This window comes from Streptomyces sp. PsTaAH-124, assembly GCF_000373685.1.
GTDB lineage: Bacteria > Actinomycetota > Actinomycetes > Streptomycetales > Streptomycetaceae > Streptomyces > Streptomyces andamanensis.
This window is the reverse complement of the sequence record NZ_KB892157.1, coordinates 187790-206577: the sequence shown is the minus strand read 5'-3', so window position 1 is coordinate 206577 and position 18788 is coordinate 187790. Positions and strand designations below refer to the sequence as shown.

General features: G+C 75.0%; 16 protein-coding genes and 1 riboswitch. Of the genes, 11 read left to right on the top strand and 5 right to left on the bottom strand.

All coding sequences use genetic code 11. The annotated features are described in order from the left end of the window. The first annotated feature begins 3 nt into the window (after positions 1-3). The 7 genes from B086_RS0100825 (at position 4) to B086_RS45240 (ending at position 5725) form a co-directional block, all read left to right on the top strand. Positions 4-1152 (top strand): acyl-CoA dehydrogenase family protein, encoded by a 1149-nt coding sequence (locus B086_RS0100825; RefSeq protein WP_018564521.1) that lies wholly within the window; start codon positions 4-6, stop codon positions 1150-1152. Beyond that, positions 1149-2225, top strand: coding sequence for an enoyl-CoA hydratase/isomerase family protein (locus tag B086_RS0100820; RefSeq protein WP_018564520.1), 1077 nt, complete (start codon positions 1149-1151; stop codon positions 2223-2225). Before B086_RS0100825 ends, B086_RS0100820 begins: the two co-directional genes overlap by 4 nt. Continuing rightward, positions 2222-3142: a 3-hydroxyisobutyrate dehydrogenase gene (mmsB, locus tag B086_RS0100815; RefSeq protein WP_018564519.1), complete on the top strand. Its 921-nt coding sequence runs from the start codon at positions 2222-2224 to the stop codon at positions 3140-3142. Before B086_RS0100820 ends, mmsB begins: the two co-directional genes overlap by 4 nt. Then, a complete protein-coding gene (locus B086_RS0100810; protein WP_018564518.1) occupies positions 3139-3939 on the top strand; it encodes an enoyl-CoA hydratase in 801 nt (266 codons plus the stop codon). Before mmsB ends, B086_RS0100810 begins: the two co-directional genes overlap by 4 nt. Positions 3940-4076: 137 nt before the next feature. Then, positions 4077-4149: riboswitch (cobalamin riboswitch) on the top strand. Positions 4150-4211: 62 nt separating this feature from the next. Continuing rightward, on the top strand, positions 4212-4433 hold the full coding sequence (locus B086_RS0100805; protein ID WP_018564517.1) for a CbtB domain-containing protein: 222 nt from the start codon (positions 4212-4214) through the stop codon (positions 4431-4433). A gap of 21 nt (positions 4434-4454) precedes the next feature. After that, a complete protein-coding gene (locus B086_RS0100800; RefSeq protein ID WP_026251977.1) occupies positions 4455-5207 on the top strand; it encodes a CbtA family protein in 753 nt (250 codons plus the stop codon). 167 nt (positions 5208-5374) lie between these two features. After that, entirely contained in the window at positions 5375-5725 is a 351-nt protein-coding gene (locus B086_RS45240; protein ID WP_018564515.1) for a hypothetical protein, read from the top strand. A gap of 15 nt (positions 5726-5740) precedes the next feature. Here the strand turns inward: B086_RS45240 and B086_RS0100790 are convergent, their stop codons facing one another. Both B086_RS0100790 and B086_RS0100785 read right to left on the bottom strand, forming a co-directional pair. After that, complete coding sequence (locus tag B086_RS0100790) at positions 5741-6322, bottom strand: histidine phosphatase family protein (RefSeq protein ID WP_018564514.1); 582 nt, start codon at positions 6320-6322, stop codon at positions 5741-5743. A gap of 4 nt (positions 6323-6326) precedes the next feature. Further along, on the bottom strand, positions 6327-7811 hold the full coding sequence (locus B086_RS0100785; protein WP_018564513.1) for a short-chain fatty acyl-CoA regulator family protein: 1485 nt from the start codon (positions 7809-7811) through the stop codon (positions 6327-6329). Between the two features lie 177 nt (positions 7812-7988). Between B086_RS0100785 and B086_RS0100780 the strand changes: the two genes are divergently transcribed. From B086_RS0100780 to B086_RS0100765, 4 genes are all read left to right on the top strand, one after another. Then, the gene (locus B086_RS0100780; protein ID WP_018564512.1) at positions 7989-9497 is read left to right on the top strand and encodes an MmgE/PrpD family protein; all 1509 of its coding nucleotides are present in this window, start codon (positions 7989-7991) and stop codon (positions 9495-9497) included. Between the two features lie 2 nt (positions 9498-9499). Continuing rightward, the gene (gene prpB / locus B086_RS0100775) at positions 9500-10405 is read left to right on the top strand and encodes a methylisocitrate lyase (RefSeq protein WP_026251976.1); all 906 of its coding nucleotides are present in this window, start codon (positions 9500-9502) and stop codon (positions 10403-10405) included. Between the two features lie 15 nt (positions 10406-10420). After that, positions 10421-11554 carry a bifunctional 2-methylcitrate synthase/citrate synthase gene (locus B086_RS0100770; protein WP_018564510.1) on the top strand — a complete coding sequence of 378 codons (1134 nt, stop codon included), beginning with the start codon at positions 10421-10423 and terminating at the stop codon, positions 11552-11554. 124 nt (positions 11555-11678) lie between these two features. Further along, the gene (locus B086_RS0100765) at positions 11679-13220 is read left to right on the top strand and encodes a DUF4874 domain-containing protein (RefSeq protein WP_018564509.1); all 1542 of its coding nucleotides are present in this window, start codon (positions 11679-11681) and stop codon (positions 13218-13220) included. 124 nt (positions 13221-13344) lie between these two features. Here B086_RS0100765 and B086_RS0100760 read toward each other — a convergent pair whose 3' ends face one another. Genes B086_RS0100760 through B086_RS38835 form a run of 3 tightly spaced genes read right to left on the bottom strand, consistent with a single transcriptional unit; the run spans position 13345 to position 18778 of the window. Beyond that, positions 13345-15108: an ABC transporter ATP-binding protein gene (locus B086_RS0100760; protein ID WP_018564508.1), complete on the bottom strand. Its 1764-nt coding sequence runs from the start codon at positions 15106-15108 to the stop codon at positions 13345-13347. Further along, positions 15105-17936, bottom strand: a complete 2832-nt coding sequence (locus B086_RS42335; protein WP_018564507.1) for an ABC transporter ATP-binding protein/permease — start codon at positions 17934-17936, stop codon at positions 15105-15107. Before B086_RS42335 ends, B086_RS0100760 begins: the two co-directional genes overlap by 4 nt. Next, the gene (locus B086_RS38835; protein WP_018564506.1) at positions 17936-18778 is read right to left on the bottom strand and encodes a TetR/AcrR family transcriptional regulator; all 843 of its coding nucleotides are present in this window, start codon (positions 18776-18778) and stop codon (positions 17936-17938) included. Before B086_RS38835 ends, B086_RS42335 begins: the two co-directional genes overlap by 1 nt. Positions 18779-18788: the final 10 nt, after the last annotated feature.

The following is an 18788-nucleotide window of genomic DNA, read 5'->3' as shown; positions in this document are numbered from 1 at the left end:
ACCATGACCCACACCCTGCTCACCGAGGACCAGCAGGCCCTCGTGGAGACCACCCTCGACTTCGCCCAGGACCACCTGGCACCGCACGCCCTGGACTGGGACCGCGACAAGCACTTCCCGGTCGACGTCCTGCGCAAGGCGGCCGGGCTCGGCCTAGGCGGCGTCTACGTCCGCGAGGAGTCCGGCGGCTCCGGCCTCGGCCGGGCCGACGGCGTCCTCGTCTTCGAGACCCTCGCCTCCGGCTGCCCCGCCATCGCCGGATACCTCTCCATCCACAACATGGTCGCCTGGATGATCGACCGCTACGGCGACCCGGCCCAGCGCGAGCGGTGGCTGCCCCGGCTGTGCGCCATGGACGACCTGGCCAGCTACTGCCTGACCGAACCCGGCGCGGGCTCCGACGCGGCGGCCCTCACCAGCCGGGCCGTCCGCGACGGCGACACCTATGTGCTCGACGGGGTCAAGCAGTTCATCTCCGGCGCGGGCGCCTCCCAGCTGTACATCGTGATGGCCCGCACCGGCGGCACCGGAGCGGACGGCGTCTCCGCCTTCGTCGTCGACAAGGACGACGCCGGGGTGGGCTTCGGCCCCAACGAACGCAAGATGGGCTGGAACGCCCAGCCCACCCGCCAGGTGATCCTGGACGGCGTACGGCTGCCCGCCGACCGGCTGCTGGGCCGCGAGGGCGACGGCTTCCGCATCGCCATGAACGGCCTCAACGGCGGCCGGCTCGGCATCGCCGCCTGCTCGCTCGGCGGCGCCCGCAGCGCCCTGGACCGCAGCCTCGCCCACCTCGCCGACCGGGAGGCGTTCGGGCAGCGGCTGCTCGACGCGCAGGCGCTGCGCTTCCGGCTGGCCGACATGGCGACCGAACTCGCCGCCGCCCGCGCCCTGGTGCAGCAGGCCGCCCGCGCCCTGGACGCCGGCGACCCGCAGGCGCCGTACCTGTGCGCGATGGCCAAGCGGTTCGCCACCGACACCGGGTACACGGTCGCCGACCGCGCGCTCCAGCTGCACGGCGGCTACGGCTACCTCAGCGAGTACGGCATCGAGAAGATCGTCCGTGACCTGCGCGTCCACCAGATCCTGGAAGGAACCAACGAGATCATGCGCGTCATCGTGGCCCGCGGCCTGACGGAGGCGTTCCGGTGACCGGCACCGAGGACCCCGTCCTCCTGCGCACCGACGGGCGGGCCGCCCACATTGTCCTCAACCGGCCCCGGGCCCTCAACGCCCTCACCCACGAGATGGTCCGCCGCATCGACGCGGCCCTGACCGCCTGGGAGCACGACCCGGCGGTGGCCACCGTCGTCATCAGCGGCGCGGGCGAGCGCGGCCTGTGCGCGGGCGGCGACATCCGGGCCATCCACGACGACGCCAAGACCGGCGACGGCACCGCAGCGGCCGCGTTCTGGCGCGACGAGTACCGGCTCAACGCCCGGATCGCCCGCTACCCCAAGCCGTACGTCGCCGTCATGGACGGCATCGTCATGGGCGGCGGCGTCGGCGTCTCCGCCCACGGCAGCGTCCGCGTCGTCACCGAACGCGCGCGCGTCGCCATGCCCGAGACCGGCATCGGCTTCGTCCCCGATGTCGGCGGCACCTATCTGCTCGGCCTCGCCCCGGGCGAACTGGGCACCCATCTGGCGCTGACCGGCGCGCAGACCGGCGCCGGGGACGCCCTGCTGTGCGGGCTCGCCGACCACCATGTGCCCGCCGCCGCGCTCGGCGCCTTCACCGCCGACCTCGCCGTGCTGTCCGTGCACGACGCGCTCGCCCGGCATGTGCAGTCGCCGCCGCCGGGCGACCTCGCCGGGCAGCGGGAGTGGATCGACGCCTGCTACGCGGCCGACACCGTGGAGGAGATCCTGGACCGCCTCCTCGGCCGCGGCGAGCCCGCCGCGAAGGAGGCGGCCGAGACCCTGCTCACCAAGTCGCCCACCGCGCTGAAGGTCACCCTTGCCGCGCTGCGCCGCGCCCGGCACCTGGGCCCGCTGGAGGCGGTCCTCGACCAGGAGTACCGCGTCTCCTGCGCCGCGCTCGCCGCCCCCGACCTGGTCGAGGGCGTCCGCGCCCAGGTCATCGACAAGGACCGCAGGCCCCGCTGGTCGCCCGGCACCCTCGCCGAGGTCACCGCGGCCGACGTGGACCGCTTCTTCGCCCCGCTCGGCGACCGCGAACTGGGGCTCGCCGGATCCGACAGCACCGTGGAGGTGGCCTGGTGAGCCTGACCGTCGCGTTCATCGGACTCGGGCACATGGGCGCGCCCATGGCCGCCAACCTGGTCAGGGCCGGGCATCGCGTACGGGGCCACGACCTGGTGCCCGAGGCCCTGGAGAGCGCCGTCCGCGCGGGCGTCGAGCCCGCCGCCGACGCCGCCTCGGCGGTCGCGGACGCCGACATCGTCGTCTCCATGCTGCCCGCCGGACGACACGTCCTCGGCCTGTACGGCACCGTCCTGGCGGCGGCCCGGCCCGGCACCCTCTTCGTCGACTGCTCCACCATCGACGTCACCGACGCCCGTACGGCCCACGAGCGGGCCGCCGCCGCCGGGATGCGGTCGCTGGACGCCCCCGTCTCCGGCGGGGTGGTCGGCGCCGAGGCCGGCACGCTCACCTTCATGGCGGGCGGCGGCGAGGCGGAGTTCGCCGAGGCCCGGCCGCTGCTGGAGGCCATGGGCAAGAAGGCCGTCCACTGCGGTGGCGCGGGAGCCGGGCAGGCGGCCAAGATCTGCAACAACATGATCCTCGGCGTCTCCATGATCGCCGTCAGCGAGGCGTTCGTGCTCGGCGAGCGCCTGGGCCTGTCCCACCAGGCCCTCTACGACGTGGCGTCCACGGCGTCCGGGCAGTGCTGGGCGCTCAGCGTCAACTGCCCGGTCCCCGGGCCGGTCCCGGGCAGCCCCGCCAACCGCGACTACCGGCCGGGCTTCGCCGCCTCCCTCATGGCCAAGGACCTCGGACTCGCCGCGCGGGCCGCCCGCGACAGCGGGGTGGACACCGAACTGGGCCTCGCGGCGGCCAGGTTGTACGAGGAGTACGCCGAACACGTCGGCGCCACCGAGGACTTCTCCGGCATCGTCCGCACCATCCGGGACCGCGGCACCCGGCACGAACAAGAAGGGGAGGGGGAGAAGCGATGAGCACGCAGAACGGCGCCGGGCTTCCCGCGTACGAGACGATCCTCGTCGAACGCAAGGGCCGCACCGCCCTGCTCACCCTCAACCGGCCCGAGGCCCTCAACGCCCTGAATCTGACGGTCATGCGCGAGGTGGTGGCCGCGACCGAGGCGCTGGACCGGGACCCGGAGTGCGGCTGCGTCGTCATCACCGGGTCGGCGAAGGCGTTCGCGGCGGGCGCCGACATCAAGGAGATGCGGCCCCAGGGGTACCTGGACATGTACCTCAGCGACTGGTTCGCGGCCTGGGACCGGCTCGGGCAGCTGCGCACCCCGACGGTGGCCGCCGTCGCGGGCTACGCCCTGGGCGGCGGCTGCGAGCTGGCCATGCTCTGCGACATCCTGCTCGCCGCCGACACCGCCGTCTTCGGGCAGCCCGAGATCAAGCTCGGGGTGATCCCCGGCATCGGCGGCTCCCAGCGGCTGACCCGCGCGGTCGGCAAGGCCAAGGCCATGGAGCTGTGCCTGACCGGGCGCACCATGGACGCGGCGGAGGCCGAGCGGGCCGGGCTGGTCTCCCGGGTGGTGCCCGCCGGCGATCTGCTCGGCGAGGCGCTGGCCGTCGCCGAGACCGTCGCGGGCATGTCGCTGCCGGTGGCGATGATGGCGAAGGAGGCCGTCGGACGGGCCTTCGAGACGACGCTCGCCGAAGGCGTGCGCTTCGAACGGCGGCTCTTCCACGCAGTGTTCGCGACCGAGGACCAGAAGGAGGGCATGGGCGCCTTCGTCGAGCGCAGAGCGCCCGAGTTCCGCCACCGCTGAGCGGCGGACCGCGGGCCGCCGCGCCCGGTCCTGCCTGCTGGGAGGGGAGATCACGTTCGGGGATCACCTCCCGGACGCGGTCTTGGCCGGGGCGGCGGCACGCGGTACCGTCTGTTCGATATCGACGACGGCGAGACGGAAGCCGGTGGGAAACCGGCACGGTCGCGCCACTGTGTGCGACGGCTCCCCGGAGCCGCTCGCGAGTCAGACCCGTGGCCGTCGTCCAGTGCACCACCGAGATGGGACGCGAACTCCCAGAGGAGGCCCCTGCCATGGCGCAGCATGTCGCCCAGCCGACCGCCGACGCACCTGTCCTGCCCGCAAAGCTGCCGCTGAAGGCGATAGCTCCCTGGGCGGTCTTCTTCGGCATCCTGATGCTGATCCTGCTCTACTTCGTCGGCGCCGAGCAGGGCGCCACCTCCGTGTTCAGCGGCACGGACGTCCACGAGTGGGTGCACGACGCCCGCCACCTGCTCGGCTTCCCCTGCCACTGACGCGAGGGACGCCGCACACTCATGAACTCCGCAACTGTGAGAAACCTCCTCGTCCGCGGCATGCTCGCGGGCCTGGCGGCGGGCGTGCTCGCGCTGGTCGTCGCCTATCTCCTCGGTGAGCCCGGTGTCGACAAGGCCATCGCCTTCGAGGACGCCCACTCCCACGAGCACGAGATGGAGGTCGTCTCCCGCTCGCTCCAGTCCACGGCGGGCCTGGCCACCGGCGTCCTCGTCTACGGGGTGGCCTTCGGCGGCATCGCCGCGCTCGCCTTCTGCTTCGCACTGGGCCGGGTGGGCCGCTTCAGCCCCCGGGCGACCGCGCTGCTGCTGTCGGGCTGCGCCCTGCTCGCCGTGTACGTCGTGCCGTTCCTGAAGTACCCGGCCAACCCGCCGTCGGTCGGCGACCCCGACACCATCGGCAAGCGGACCTCGCTGTACTTCCTGATGATGGTGCTCAGTGTGCTCCTCGCGGTCGCCGCGACGCTGCTCGGCAAGCGCCTGGCGCCCACGGTGGGCACCTGGTGGGCGACCGTGGCCGCCGTCGCCGCCTTCGCCGTGGTGATCGGCCTGGCCTACGCCTTCCTGCCGGTCATCAACGAGGTGCCGAAGGACTTCCCGGCCGATCTGCTGTGGCGCTTCCGGCTCTCCGCCCTGGCCATCCAGTCCGTGCTGTGGGGCGGCTTCGGCCTGCTCTTCGGCGAGCTGGCCCAGCGGCTGCTGGCCCCCGCACCGGCCGGATCCGGCCCCGGGCGGGCGGTTCCGGCCGCGCGCTGACGCTTTTTTGGACACCAGAGGGCCCTTCGGAACCACCGGGGGCCCTCTGACGTTTTCCGGGACACCGACCCGCACGGCACGCGGCCCCGGCCCGGCACCGCGCCCGGCCCGGCACCGCCGCCCGCCGACCGTGTGCGGAGGACCCCAGCCAGGAGCGGAGGAGCCGAGTGGCCAGAGCCCCCCGGCCGCGTCACATCACCCTCGGCGGCCGCGCGGCGGTCGCCCTGACCGTGGAGGAGTACGACCAACTGATCGCCAGCCGACGGCAGATCGGCGGCCAGAGCGCCCGGGTCCGGGTGCTCGCCCAGCGGGCCAAGCAGGCCGCACAGCTGCTGGACGACCTGGAGGCGCTGATCGCCGCGCACCGGGCCGGCTGCCCCGGGCACACCCGCCCGGCCCCGGCGGACCGCGCCGAGGACGGGACCACCCCGAAGACCCCTTCGGAGGACGTCCCCGGCCGCTGCCTGTGCGGCGACGTCGAGTCCCTGCTGCGCGCCCACCGGGACACGGTGTCCTGAACAGCCCGGGGCGCGCTACGGCGCGGCGGGAGCGGTCAGCGGCCGCCCCAGCCGCAGGTTCCAGCGCCCCGCCCGGCCGCTGACCTCGGTCACCGTCAGCGGGGCCACGTCCAGCCGCCAGAAGACGGCGGCGTCCAGGCCCAGCGCCGCGACGACCGCCGCCCGCACCACCTCCGGCTCGACCACGGCGACGCTGCGCCCCTCAGCCCCGGCCACCTCCGCGAGCCACTCCGCCACCCGGCCGCACAGGTCCGCCACGGACTCACCGCCGTGCGGCGCGCTCGCGGGATCGCCGAGCCAGCGGGCCAGCGCCTCCGGTTCGGCGGCGCCCACCTCGTCCAGCGCGAGGCCCCGCCAGCGGCCCACGTCCAGACCTGCGGGCGCCGGGGAGCGTACGCCGTCCAGGCCCAGCGCGTCGGCCGTCTCCCGGCACCGCGCGCCGGGGGAGACCAGGACGCGCGCGGCGGCGGGCAGCGACCCGGCCGCCGACCGCGCCGCCGCGGCGCCGCCCTCCTCCAGCGGCTCGCCGTCGTCGAAGCGGGCCTGCCGCACGGACGCGTTCATGGCGGGGGAGACGAGCAGGACCCGGCTGGTCACGCGGTCACTCCTGGGGTACGGCCCACGGGCCGCGGGCGGGATCGGACGTACGGGACTCGACCGGGTAGGGCACGTACGTGCGCCGGTCGGGATCGATGGCCAGCCGGCCGCCCGCCGGGGGCCGGGCCCGCTGCGCGCAGTCGCGGCGCTCGCAGATCCGGCAGCCCAGGCCGATGGGGGTGGCGGCCCGCGGATCGTCCAGGGCGATGCCCTCGGCGTAGACGAGCCGGTGGGCGTGGCGCAGCTCGCAGCCGAGCGCGACGGCGAACTCGGCGCGCGGGGCGTGGTGCCCGGAGCCGCCGCGGGTGATGGTCCGCGCCACCCAGAAGTACCGCTTGCCGTCGGGCATCTCCGCGACCTGGGTCAGTATCCGGCCGGGCGCGGAGAACGCCTCGTACACCGTCCACAGCGGGCAGGTGCCGCCGAGCCGGGAGAAGTGGAAGTCGGTCGCGGACTGCCGTTTGGAGATGTTGCCGGCCCGGTCCACGCGCAGGAAGGAGAACGGCACGCCGCGCCGCCCGGTGCGCTGGAGGGTGCTCAGCCGGTGGCAGACCGTCTCGAAGCCGACGCCGAAGCGGGCGGACAGCAGCTCGATGTCGTAGCGGGTCTCCTCGGCGGCCCGGTGGAAGGCGGTGTACGGCATCAGCAGCGCACCGGCGAAGTAGTTGGCCAGGCCGATGCGGGCCAGCGCCGCCGACTCCGCCGAGGCGGTGCCCAGGGCGCCCTCGGAGAGGCGGTCCAGCAGCGGCCCGTGGTCGAGGAGCGCGACCTGTGTGGCGAGTTGGAAGGCGCGCTGCCCGTCGCTCAGCCAGGGGGAGAGGAACAGCAGCCCGGTCTCCGGGTCGTAGCGCCGGGCGTCCACCGAGCGGCCCGCGGCGGCGGCCCGCACCACGCGCACGCCGTGCCGCTCGGCCAGCCGGACGGCGAGCGGGTCGGCGGCCCGGCCCGGCCGCAGGCCGAGTTCGGCCGCGAGCCGCTCGGCCTCGGTGTCCAGCGGCTCGAAGTGGTTGTGGTGGGCGTAGAAGAAGTCCCGTACCTCGTCGTGCGGTTCGCCGGGCGGCAGCAGGTCCTCCGGGCCGCCGCCGGGCGCGGCCAGGGCGGCGGCCTGCTCGGCGGCGTCGCGGTAGCGGCGGTGCAGGGCGACCAGGGCGCGGGCCACCTCCGGATGGTCGCGGGCGGCCTCGGCGCACTCCTCGGGCGCGGGCAGCGGCACCCCGCACGCCTCGTCGGCGAGCGCGGCCCGCAGCTCGGCGGCGAGCCGGTCCTCGGCGGCCTCGGAGAAGAACTCCGCGTCGACCCCGAAGACCTCCGCGATGCGCAGCAGCACCGGCGCCGTCAGCGGGCGCGTGCTCTGTTCGAGCTGGTTGGCGTAGCTGGTGGACAGGCCCAGCGCGCGGGCCATGTCGACCTGGTTCATCCCGTGCTCGCGGCGCAGCCTGCGCAGCTTGGCATGGGCGTAGATCTTCCGGCCGGCCGGTCCCCTGGCCATGCGCGCACCTCCCGGTCCCGACTGCCCCCGCTGCGAACATAACATCCGCAGGATTCGCAGATTCCGCAGATCCGCAGCTCGCGGATGTACGGATTACACAGCGTGGAGCGGTGGCCGGGCGGTCCGCCGCCGGGAAGGCTGGGGATGTCCGTCCCGGCGTGCCCTCCGAGGAGTCCTGTGATCGAGCACCACGTCCGCGTCCGTCCCAGCGCCGACCGGCTCCCGCGCGAGCAGCAGCTCGCCTGGAAGCTCGCGGCGGTGGCCACCGCCACCGGGGAGCCGGACCCCGGCAGCGCCGCGATGGCCGTCAACCGGGTCATCGACAACGCCTCGGTCGCCGTCGCCTCCCTGCTGCGCCGCCCGGTCGCCGTCGCCCGCGCCCAGGCCACCGCCCACCGCGGGGCCGCCCCGGGCGCCGCCGTCTTCGGCAGCCGCGCCCGCGTCTCCCCGGAGTGGGCGGCCTGGGCCAACGGCACCGCCGTGCGCGAACTCGACTACCACGACACGTATCTGGCCGCCGACTACTCCCATCCCGGCGACAACATCCCGCCGCTGCTCGCCGTCGCCCAGCACACCGGGCGCGGCGGCGCCGATCTGCTGCGCGCCACCGTCGCCGCGTACGAGATCCATGTCGCCCTGGTCAAGGGCATCTGCCTGCACGCGCACCGCATCGACCACGTGGCGCACCTGAGCGCGGCCACCGCGTGCGGACTGGGCGCGCTGCTGCGGCTGCCCACCGAGACGGTGTACCAGGCGGTCCAGCAGGCCGTGCACACCACGACCGCGACCCGGCAGTCCCGCAAGGGCGAGATCTCCAGCTGGAAGGCGTACGCGCCCGCCTTCGCCGGGAAGGCCGCGATCGAGGCCGTGGACCGGGCGATGCGCGGCGAGACCTCCCCCTCGCCGGTCTACGAGGGCGAGGACGGCTTCCTGGCCTGGATGCTGGACGGGCCGGACTCCGACTACACCGTGGCGCTGCCCGAGCCGGACGAGCCGCGCCGCGCGATCCTCGACACCTACACCAAGGAGCACTCCGCCGAGTACCAGGCGCAGGCGTTCATCGACCTGGCCCGGCGGCTGCGCGAGAAGGCCGGACCGCTGGAGCGGGTGCGCTCGGTCGTGCTGCACACCAGCCACCACACGCACCACGTCATCGGCTCCGGCGCGGGCGACCCGCAGAAGTACGACCCCGCGGCCAGCCGCGAGACGCTGGACCACTCGGTGCCGTACATCTTCGCCGTCGCCCTGGAGGACGGCACCTGGCACCACGAGCGCTCCTACGCCCCCGAGCGGGCCGCCCGCCCGGAGACGGTCGCGCTGTGGCGGAGGATCAGCACGGTCGAGGACCCGGAGTGGACCCGCCGCTACCACGACCCGGACCCGGACCGGCGGGCCTTCGGCGGGCGCGCGGTGATCACCCTGGAGGACGGCACGGTCGTCGAGGACGAACTCGCCGTCGCCGACGCCCACCCGGCCGGTGCCCGGCCCTTCGACCGGCCGGCCTACGCCGCCAAGTTCCGCACCCTCGCCGAGGGCGTCGTCGCCCCCGCCGACCAGGACCGCTTCCTGAGCGCCGCCGAGCACCTGGCCGACCTGGGCCCGGCCGACCTCGACGGGCTGTTCCCGGCCGTCGACACCGAGGCCGTCGCCGCATACGACGCCCGGCTGCCGAAGGGGCTGTTCTGATGCTGCTGCACACCCGCACCACGCCCGAGCGGCGCCGCCGCGCGCTGCGCGAGCGGCTGGCGAGCGGCCGGCTGCTGGCCGTGCCGGGCGCGCTGAACCCGCTCTCCGCCCGGCTGATCCAGGACACCGGCTTCGAGGCCGCCTATCTCTCCGGTGCCGTCCTCGCCGCCGACCTGGGCCTGCCCGACATCGGCCTGACCACCTCCACCGAGATCGCGGACCGCGCCCGGCAGACCACCCGGGTGACGGACCTGCCCGTCCTGATCGACGCCGACACCGGCTTCGGCGAGCCGATGAACGCGGCCCGCACCGTCCAGCTGATGGAGGACGCGGGACTGGCCGGGCTCCATCTGGAGGACCAGGTCAACCCCAAGCGCTGCGGCCACCTCGACGGCAAGACCGTCGTGCCCCGCGAGGAGATGACCCGCCGGGTCCGGGCCGCCGTCGACGCCCGCCGCGACCCGGACTTCCTGCTGATGGCCCGCACCGACGCCCGCTCCGTCGAGGGCCTGGCCGCGGCGATCGACCGGGCGAAGGCGTACGTCGACGCGGGCGCCGACGCGATCTTCCCCGAAGCCCTCGCCGACGAGGCCGAGTTCGAGGCGTTCCGCGCGGCGGTCGACGTGCCGCTGCTCGCCAACATGACCGAGTTCGGCAAGAGCCGCCTGCTGGACGCCCGCACCCTGTCGAACCTCGGCTACGACATCGCGCTCTACCCGGTCACCCTGCTCCGGCTCGCCATGGGCGCCGTCGAGGACGGCCTGCGCACCCTGGCGGCCGAGGGCACCCAGGAGTCCCTGCTGCCCCGGATGCAGACCCGCTCCCGGCTCTACGAGCTCCTCGGCTACGAGGAGTACGCGGCCTTCGACTCGGCCGTCTACGACTTCACCCTCCCGCCCGGCACCTGACCCGAAGGCAGACCCATGACCACCAGCGCCGAGATCCACCGCGGACTCGCCGGTGTCGTCGTCGACACCACCGAGATCTCCACCGTCATCCAGGAGACCAACTCCCTCACCTACCGCGGCTACCCGGTGCAGGACCTCGCCGCCCGGTACTCCTTCGAGGAGGTCGCGCACCTGCTCTGGTACGGCGAACTGCCCGACGCGCGACGGCTCGCCGAGTTCCGGGCCGCCGAGCGCGCCCTGCGCCCGCTGGACCGCACCACCGCCGAACTGCTGGCCCGGCTGCCCGAGACCTGCCACCCGATGGACGTGCTGCGCACCGCCGTCAGCTTCTTCGGCGCCGAGGACCCCACCGAGGACGACGGCAGCCCGGCCGCCCACCACGCCAAGGCCCTGAACCTGCTGGCGAAGCTGCCCACCGTGGTCGCCGCCGACCAGCGCCGCCGCCGCGGGCTCGACCCCATCGCGCCCGACCCCGGCCTCGGGTACGCGGAGAACTTCTTCCACATGTGCTTCGGCGGAGTGCCCGACCCGGACGTGGTCCGCTGCTTCGAGATCTCCCTCGTCCTGTACGCCGAACACAGCTTCAACGCCTCGACGTTCACCGCCCGTGTGGTCACCTCCACGCTGTCCGACCTCTACAGCGCGGTCACCGCCGCCATCGGCGCCCTCAAGGGACCGCTGCACGGCGGCGCCAACGAGGCCGTGATGCACATGCTGGAGGAGATCGGGGACCCGGCGCGCGCCGAGGAGTGGCTGGACGAGGCGCTGGCCGCCCAGCGGAAGATCATGGGCTTCGGGCACCGCGTCTACAAGCACGGCGACTCCCGCGTCCCGATCATGCAGGACGCCCTGGACCGGCTGGTCGCCCGCGCCGCCGACCCCGAGGTCACCCGGCTGGCCACGCTGCACGCGGCGCTGCGCCGCGCCATGCGGGCCCGCAAGGGCATCCACCCGAACCTGGACTACCCGGCCGGGCTCGCCTACCACCTGATGGGCTTCGACACCCCCGTCTTCACCCCGGTGTTCGTGATGAGCCGGGTGACCGGCTGGACCGCCCACATCACCGAACAGCTCGCCCACAACGCCCTGATCCGGCCGCTGGCCGCCTACGCGGGCCCGGAGCAGCGGCCGGTGCCGGTCGCGCACTAGGCCCGGTGAGCCCGCGAACGGCTCACGAAGGCCCCGGTGAGCCCGGCGACGGCTCAAGAATGCTCAAAAGTGATCGCTACTCACCCGTTGCGAGCAGAAAAGAACACTCTCTAGGGTGCGGCACATGACTCCTCCCTCCAGGATCACGCGCCGCACCCTGCTCGCCGGTGCCGCCGCCGCGGCGGCCGTGCCGGTGCTCGCGGCCCCCTCCGTCGCCGCCCCGCTCCGCCGCGGCGACTGGACCTCGGTGCGCTACCGCGGCCTGTGCGCCGACGACCCCGGCGGCCGGGATGCCCTGGCCGCCCCGCACCGCGGCTTCCGCTACGAGATGTCGTACAACGCGATCGACCTCACCAGCCCGTGGGCCAACGAGCAGAACCACAGCCCGGACGTCGAGGAGACGCTGCGCACCCTGCGCGCCGAGTACGGCGAGGGCGCCCATGTCACCCAGCTGTACTTCTACCTCTGGGACTTCGCCACCACCGCGCTCCCCGGCAGCGCGCTCGCCAACATCGAACGCGTCCTCGCGGGCCTGCGCCGGGCCCGCACCACGGCCGTGCTGCGCTTCGCCTACGACGACGGGGTCCGCGAGGGGCGGCGCTACACCGTCCAGCACATCCAGGCCCATCTGCGCCAACTGGCGCCGCTGGTCGGCCGGTACAGCGACGTGGTCACCGTCTGGCAGGCGGGCTTCCTCGGCGCCTGGGGCGAGTGGCACGGCAGCTACTACGACCACGAGGACCACCCGGACGCGGTCACCGAGATCATGCGCAGCCTGGTCGCGGCGCTGCCGCCGATGGTGCAGACCCAGGTGCGCTACGCCGAGAAGCGCCAGCTGGTCGGCGACCCGCAGACCCGGGACCGGATCGGCTACCACAACGACTACATCACCCTCGGCGAGGGGCTGTGGGACTACTACGTCCCGGGCAACCCCGGCTGGCCCGACTACCTGGCGGTGTCCCCGAACCACCCGGTGGACGGCGAGATGCCCTGGGACAAGGGGCAGAGCGCCGACCCGTACGCCTGGAGCGAGGTCATCGACCCGATCGCCGCCGCCCGGCGGCTCCAGACGCTGCGCTTCGACACCCTGTCGATGGTCCACAACGCGACCGTGACCATCCCGGGCTGGCGCACCGCCCGCCTCACCGAGCGGCAGGTCGCGGCCGCCGGACTGCCCGCCGCCACCGGCTACTTCCGCCGCCGCGACGGCCGCGCGGTCGAGCGCACCGCCTTCGAGTACCTCCGCGACCACCTCGGCTACCGCATCGAGGCCCGGCAGGCCCGCTGGCGGCGCTCCGGGGCCGGACTCGACGTGGAACTGGACGTGGCCAACACCGGGTTCGCCGCGCCCAAGCGGCCGCGCCCGGTCCGGTTCGTGCTCCTCGACCGGTCCGGGCGCGTCGCCTCCGCCGGCGGCGCGGACACGGACTGGCGGACCTGGCTGCCCTCCGGCCGCGCCGAGATCGACGGCGAGGACCGCACCGTCCCGGTCACCCGGGTACGCGCCACCCTGCCCGCGCCCCGCCACCCGGGCACGTACCGCCTCGGACTGCTCGTCACCGACGAGGGCCGGGACGGGAGATACGGCCTGCGGCTGGCCAACGCCGGGGTGCCGGTGGCCGACGGGGTGAACGTGCTCGGGGAGGTGGCGTTCGGCGGGCGCTGAGGGGGGAACACGGCCCCGGCCGTGAGGCCGTGAGGCCCTGGGGCCGCGCGGCCCCGGGCGGCGGGCGGTGCGGCGCGGGTGCCGTACCGCCCGCCGCTCACGGCGCCTGTTCATGGCGTCCCGGTCACGGTGCGCCCGGATCGCCCGCCGTCTCCGCGGCCCGCAGCCGCCAGGATGCGCTGCGCTCCTGGTGCCGCCAGAAGTCGTGGAAGCGCCCGCCGGACGCCAGCAGCGCGTCCACGCTCCCGTCCTCCACCACCGCGCCGTCCTCCAGGAACAGCACCCGGTCGGCGCCGCGGACCGTGACCGGCCGGTGGGTCACGATCACCCGGGTGCGCCGGTGCCGGTCGGCGGTCAGGGCGTCGGCCACGGCGGTCTCGTTCTCCGTGTCCAGGGAACTGGTCGCCTCGTCCACGAGCAGCAGCGGCGCGGGCTTGAGCAGGGCGCGGGCGATGCCGACGCGCTGCCGCTCGCCGCCGGACAGGGCCGTACCGCCCTCGCCCACGGCGCTGTCCGCGCCCTCCGGCAGCCGCCCGGTGATCTCGTCCACCCGGGCCAGCGCGACCGCCCGCGCCAGACGCGCCTTATCGGCTCCCGGGTCACCAGCGAGCACGTTCTCGCGGACGGTCCCCTCGAACAGGTACGCGTGCTGGAAGACCATGCTGGTCAGCGCCCGCCGGGCGGCGCCGTCGAGCGTCGAGGCGTCCACGCCGTCGACGAGGACGCGGCCGCCGGTCGGGGCGTGCAGCCCGGCCAGCAGGGCGAGCACCGTGCTCTTGCCCGAACCCGAGGGGCCCACGATCGCGGTGGTGGTGCCCGCCTCCAGGGTGAGGTTCAGCCCGTCCAGCACGGGCGCGCCCCCGGGATAGGCGAAACGGACGTCCTGGAACTCGATCCGGGGCGCCCGGCCCTCGCCGGACAGGGCGGCGGTGCCGGTGGGCGCGGTGGGCGCGTCGAGGACCGTGCGGACCCGGTCGAGGGCGGTGCGGACGGTCTCCAGGGCCGGGGCGAGCTCGGCCAGCGTGGTGAACGGCTCCAGATAGCGGGCGATGACGACGATCAGCGCGACCGCCTCCGGCGCCGACAGCTCGTCGCGCACGGTCAGTACGGCGGTGACCCCGGCCAGCAGCACCAGCGCCACCTGGCCCGCCAGCGCGAACAGCACCTGGCCCGGCACCTGGAACAGCAGCAGCCGCATCGTCGACCCGTGCTGGCGGGCGAGGGCCCGGCCGACGTGGCTGCGGGCGGGCTCGGCGCGGCGCGCGGCCCGCAGCGCCTGCTGGGTGGCGGCGAACTCGATGAGCCGTTCGGTCAGCGCGGTGTTGGTCTCGGCGGCCAGCGCGTCCGCGCGGGCGCTGATCCGTACGGAGGCCCACAGCGCGCCGAGCAGCACCGGCACACCCGCGGCGGCGGCCAGGGCGAGCTGCCAGGCGACCGGTACCAGCGCGAGCGCGAGGGCGGCGGGCAGCAGCAGGGCACCGGCCAGTGGGGTGAGCAGATTCGCGAACAGGCCGACCAGTTCGGGTCCTCCGGTGGCGAGCGCGCCCCGGGCCGTGGCGGTGTTGCCCGCCGTCAGCCAGCTCAGCCGGACGCGGGTCAGCCGGTCGGCGACCTCGTGCTGGACGCGCTCCAGCAGCGCGAAACCCAGGTCGAAGCCGAGCCGCGCGGTGACCGTGTCGACCGCCCACCCGGCGGCGGTCACCGCGGTCAGCACCAGCAGCAGGGGCAGCGCGCCGTCCGGGTCGTCGGCGAACAACTCCCGCACCAGCGGCACCAGAAGCACCACGCCCGCGGCCCGCAGCAGCACCGAGCAGAGGGAGAGCGCGCCGTAGGCGGCGGTTCTGCCGCGCCGGTCGTCGGGCAGCAGCCGCAGCAGCGAGCGGATCACGAGACGGCTCCTTCGGTGCGGGGCGCGGGACCGGCCGTGGTCCCCGCGGTTGCGGTGGTCTCCGCGGGCGGTGCGGCGGGGCGGCCGCCGGACTCCCACAGGTCGCGGTAGCGGCCGCCGTACGCGAGCAGCCCGGCGTGGGTGCCGGACTCGGCGATCCGGCCGTCCTCCAGGACGACGATCCGGTCGGCGCCGGTGACGGTGTGCAGCCGGTGCGCGATGACGAGCACCGTACGGTCCCGGGTGAGCCGGTCCAGGGCCCGCTGCACCAGGTACTCGGACTCGGGGTCGGCCATGGCGGTGGCCTCGTCCAGGACCAGGACGGGGGTGCGGGCGAGCAGCGCGCGGGCCACGGCGAGGCGCTGCCGCTCGCCGCCCGACAGGTGCGCCGCGTCCCCGAGGACGGTGGCGTAGCCGTCCGGCAGCCGGGTGATCCGCTCGTGGATCCGGGCGTCCCGGGCCGCCGCCTCGATCTGCTCGTCGGTGGCGTCCGGGTCGGCCAGGGCGATGTTCTCGCGGACGGTGCCGTGCACGAGCTGGACGTCCTGGAGGACGAAGCCCACGCGGGTGTACAGCTCGTCGGAGGTGAGCGAGCGCAGGTCGCGGCCGTCGACGCGGATCGCGCCGCCGTCCACGTCGTGGAAGCGGGCGAGCAGCGCGGCGAGCGTGGACTTGCCCGCGCCGGACGGCCCGACCAGCGCGGTCACCGTCCCCGGCCGCAGCGTCAGCGACACGTCCCGCACCACCGGGGCGCCGGGCCGGTAGCCGAAGGTGACCCGGTCGAAGACGACCGTGCCCGGCGCATTCCCGGCGTCCTCCGCGGTGGAACCCTCTTCGGGGGCGAGCGGCGCGGTGTCCGGGCGGGTCGCCAGTTCCCGTTCGTCGAGCGCCACCGCCACGGAGCGGGCCGCGACCAGTCCCTCGCGCAGTCCGCCGAGCCCGTAGCCGATGCTCAGCAGCCTGGTCCCGAAGGTCGTGCCGAGCAGCAGGAACGGCAGCAGGTCCACCGGTTCCATGCGACCGGAGACGATCAGCAGCGTCCCGGTGGCGGTGATCAGCCACAGGAAGGTCGCGGGCCGGGTGACCAGGTCCATGAAGGTCCTCCTGCCGATGAACGGCCGCTGCCAGTCGCTCAGGAACGCGAGATAGGCGTCCAGGCGGCGGCGGAACGCGGAGGCCGCCGCACCGCCGAACACCCGTACCACCGGCTGCCCTTCGAGGTAGGCCCCGGCCTCGCCGCCCATCCGCTCGGCCCACCGCTGCGCCTGCGCGATCCGCGGCCCCGACCGGACCACCATGACCGACATCGTCACGACGTGGACCAGGATCGGCACGAACAGCACCAGGGCCGGCCGCCAGTCCACGCCGAACAGGTAGACGAGGACGCCCACCGGGGCGACGACCGCGGCCACGGCGTCCGGCACGGCGTGCGTGACCAGGTAGTGCAGGGCCAGGGTGTCGTCCTGCACCAGCTTCTTGGTCCCGGCCGAGCCGCGCGCGGTGAACCAGCCGAGCGGCAGCCGGGCGAGCTTGTCGAGCAGCCGGGTCCGCAGGGCGCGCGCGAACCGGGCGTCCACCGCGTGCAGCCACAGGGTCAGCGCGGCCCCGAGCACCGTACCGGCGCCGAGCAGTACCAGCGCGAGGGTCCCCACGGCCCGCAGCCGGGACGACGGCGCCCCGTCGAGCAGCAGCCGGGCCACCTCCACCAGCAGGACGAACGGCGCCAGTTGGAGCAGGGTGACGACGGCCTGGAGCGCCCCCGCGAGCAGCAGCGTCCGGCGCAGCGGGGCGAGCAGCCGGCCCGCCGCCTGCGACCGCCACCGCCCGGACCGGGCGGGCGGCGGCACGCCCGGCCCGCCGGGTCCTCCGGGCGCGTCGGGTCCTTCCGGTCCTTCCGGCCCTTCCGGCCCTTCTGGTCCATCGGGCTCAACCGGTCGGTCCGCCGCGGTCGGTTCGTCGGGCCGCCTCGGTGCTCCCGGTTGCGCCGGTCCGGTGGCCGGGCGTCCTGCCGCGGCGGCCTCCGCCGCGGTCGGCGGGCGGGCCGCTGTGATCTCCGGGACCGGGACGGCCTCGCCCTCCTTGCCGTCCCGGAGCCTGCCCATGGCCCGGCCCTGGATCCAGTACGCCCGGCCGGTCACCTCCTGCTTGGGGAACCCGAACTCCTCGCGCAGCCGCTTGCGGACCAGCCGGAACGAGGTCTGCTCGGCGGCGATCCAGGCGGACCAGTCCGACCAGTCCCGTGCCTCGACGGCCGCGGCCAGCCGTGTGCCGTCGCCCCGGGGGACCCGGTGGGTGCGCAGCCGGGGATGGGCGGCCAGCGGGATCAGCCGGTCGTCCGCGCCGTGCTCCTCCAGATACAGCTCGACGGGCACGTCGTGCGGTACGACGCCCAGGATCGAGTTGACCGCCGGGACCGATGCCGCGTCGCCGAACAGCAGGTATCCGGCGGGCGGTTCGGCCGGGACCTCGAAGGGGGACGAGCCCAGCGACATCACCGGCACCCGCGCCCCCGGTTCCGCCAGCGCCGCCCAGCGCGAGGCCGGACCCGCCGGTTCGTGCAGCACGAAGTCCACCGCGAACGCGCCCGTTGCCGGGTCCGCCTCGGTGATCGTGTACGCGCGCTGGTGCTCGGTGTCGCCGCCGTCCGGGTCGGGGAACCAGAACCGCAGCCAGGCGGTCGGTCCGGCCACCGCGTCCTCGAACAGCGTCGGCGAGACCAGGCGGACCCGCACGAAGTGCGGCGCCAGCCGCACCTTCTCCACCACCCGCGCCTCGTGGTCGCGGGCTCCGAACCCGCGCAGCACCGCGCCCTGGAAACCCCGTGCCACTACTGCCTCCCCTCGGACGAGCCGGTCACGGCGGACATGCCGGACACCTCGGTCGCGCCGGTCGCCTCGGTCGTGCCGGTCGCCGGGGACGCCGGAGCGGGCGCGCCCGGTCCGACGTCCAGCACGGCCATGACCTCGCGCAGCGGGCGTCCCGGCGGCGCCGCGGCGACCAGGCCCCGGATGTACGCGGTGACGACCAGGCGGAAGTAGTCCGCGGGGGAGACCTCGGGCAGGCCCGCGTGCGCCCGCGCGAGCACTTCCTCGGAGAACAGCAGGGCCCGGGACTCGGCGAGTTGGCGTTCCCCGCGGGCCCCGCCCGCGCCGCCCGCATCGCCCGTCAGATAGGCGGTCTGCCGCTCCTGGGCGGCGGCCTGCGCGATGGCGAACCCGGCCACCGACGAGCAGACGACCGCCGCGACGTCCGGCGGATAGCCGCGCCCGGTCAGGGCCGTGATCTCGGCGGCGAGCAGCCGGGCGCCCGACGCGCCCCGGGGGAACAGTTCCTGGAGGTAGCGGGCCATGCCCGGCCGGTCGAGGACGAACTCCCGCAGGGTGACGGCGAAGCGCAGCAGATGGGCGGCGGCGTCCTCCGGCGGGTCGGGGACGCGGAGTTCGGCGAGCAGGCTCTCGCCGACCAGGCGGTCGAGGCCCGCCTTGCCGTCCACGTACCGGTAGAGCGCGGCGGCGGCGACGCCGAGCCGGGAGGCGACCCCTTGCAGGGTCAGCCCGGCGAGCCCGATCTCCCGTCCGGCCCGCTCCACGTCGGCCGTCGAGATGCGCGGGGGCCGTCCCTCGCGCCCCGCGTGGCCTGTGCTGCCCACCGTGCCGTCACCACCCGTCATGCCGGAGCAC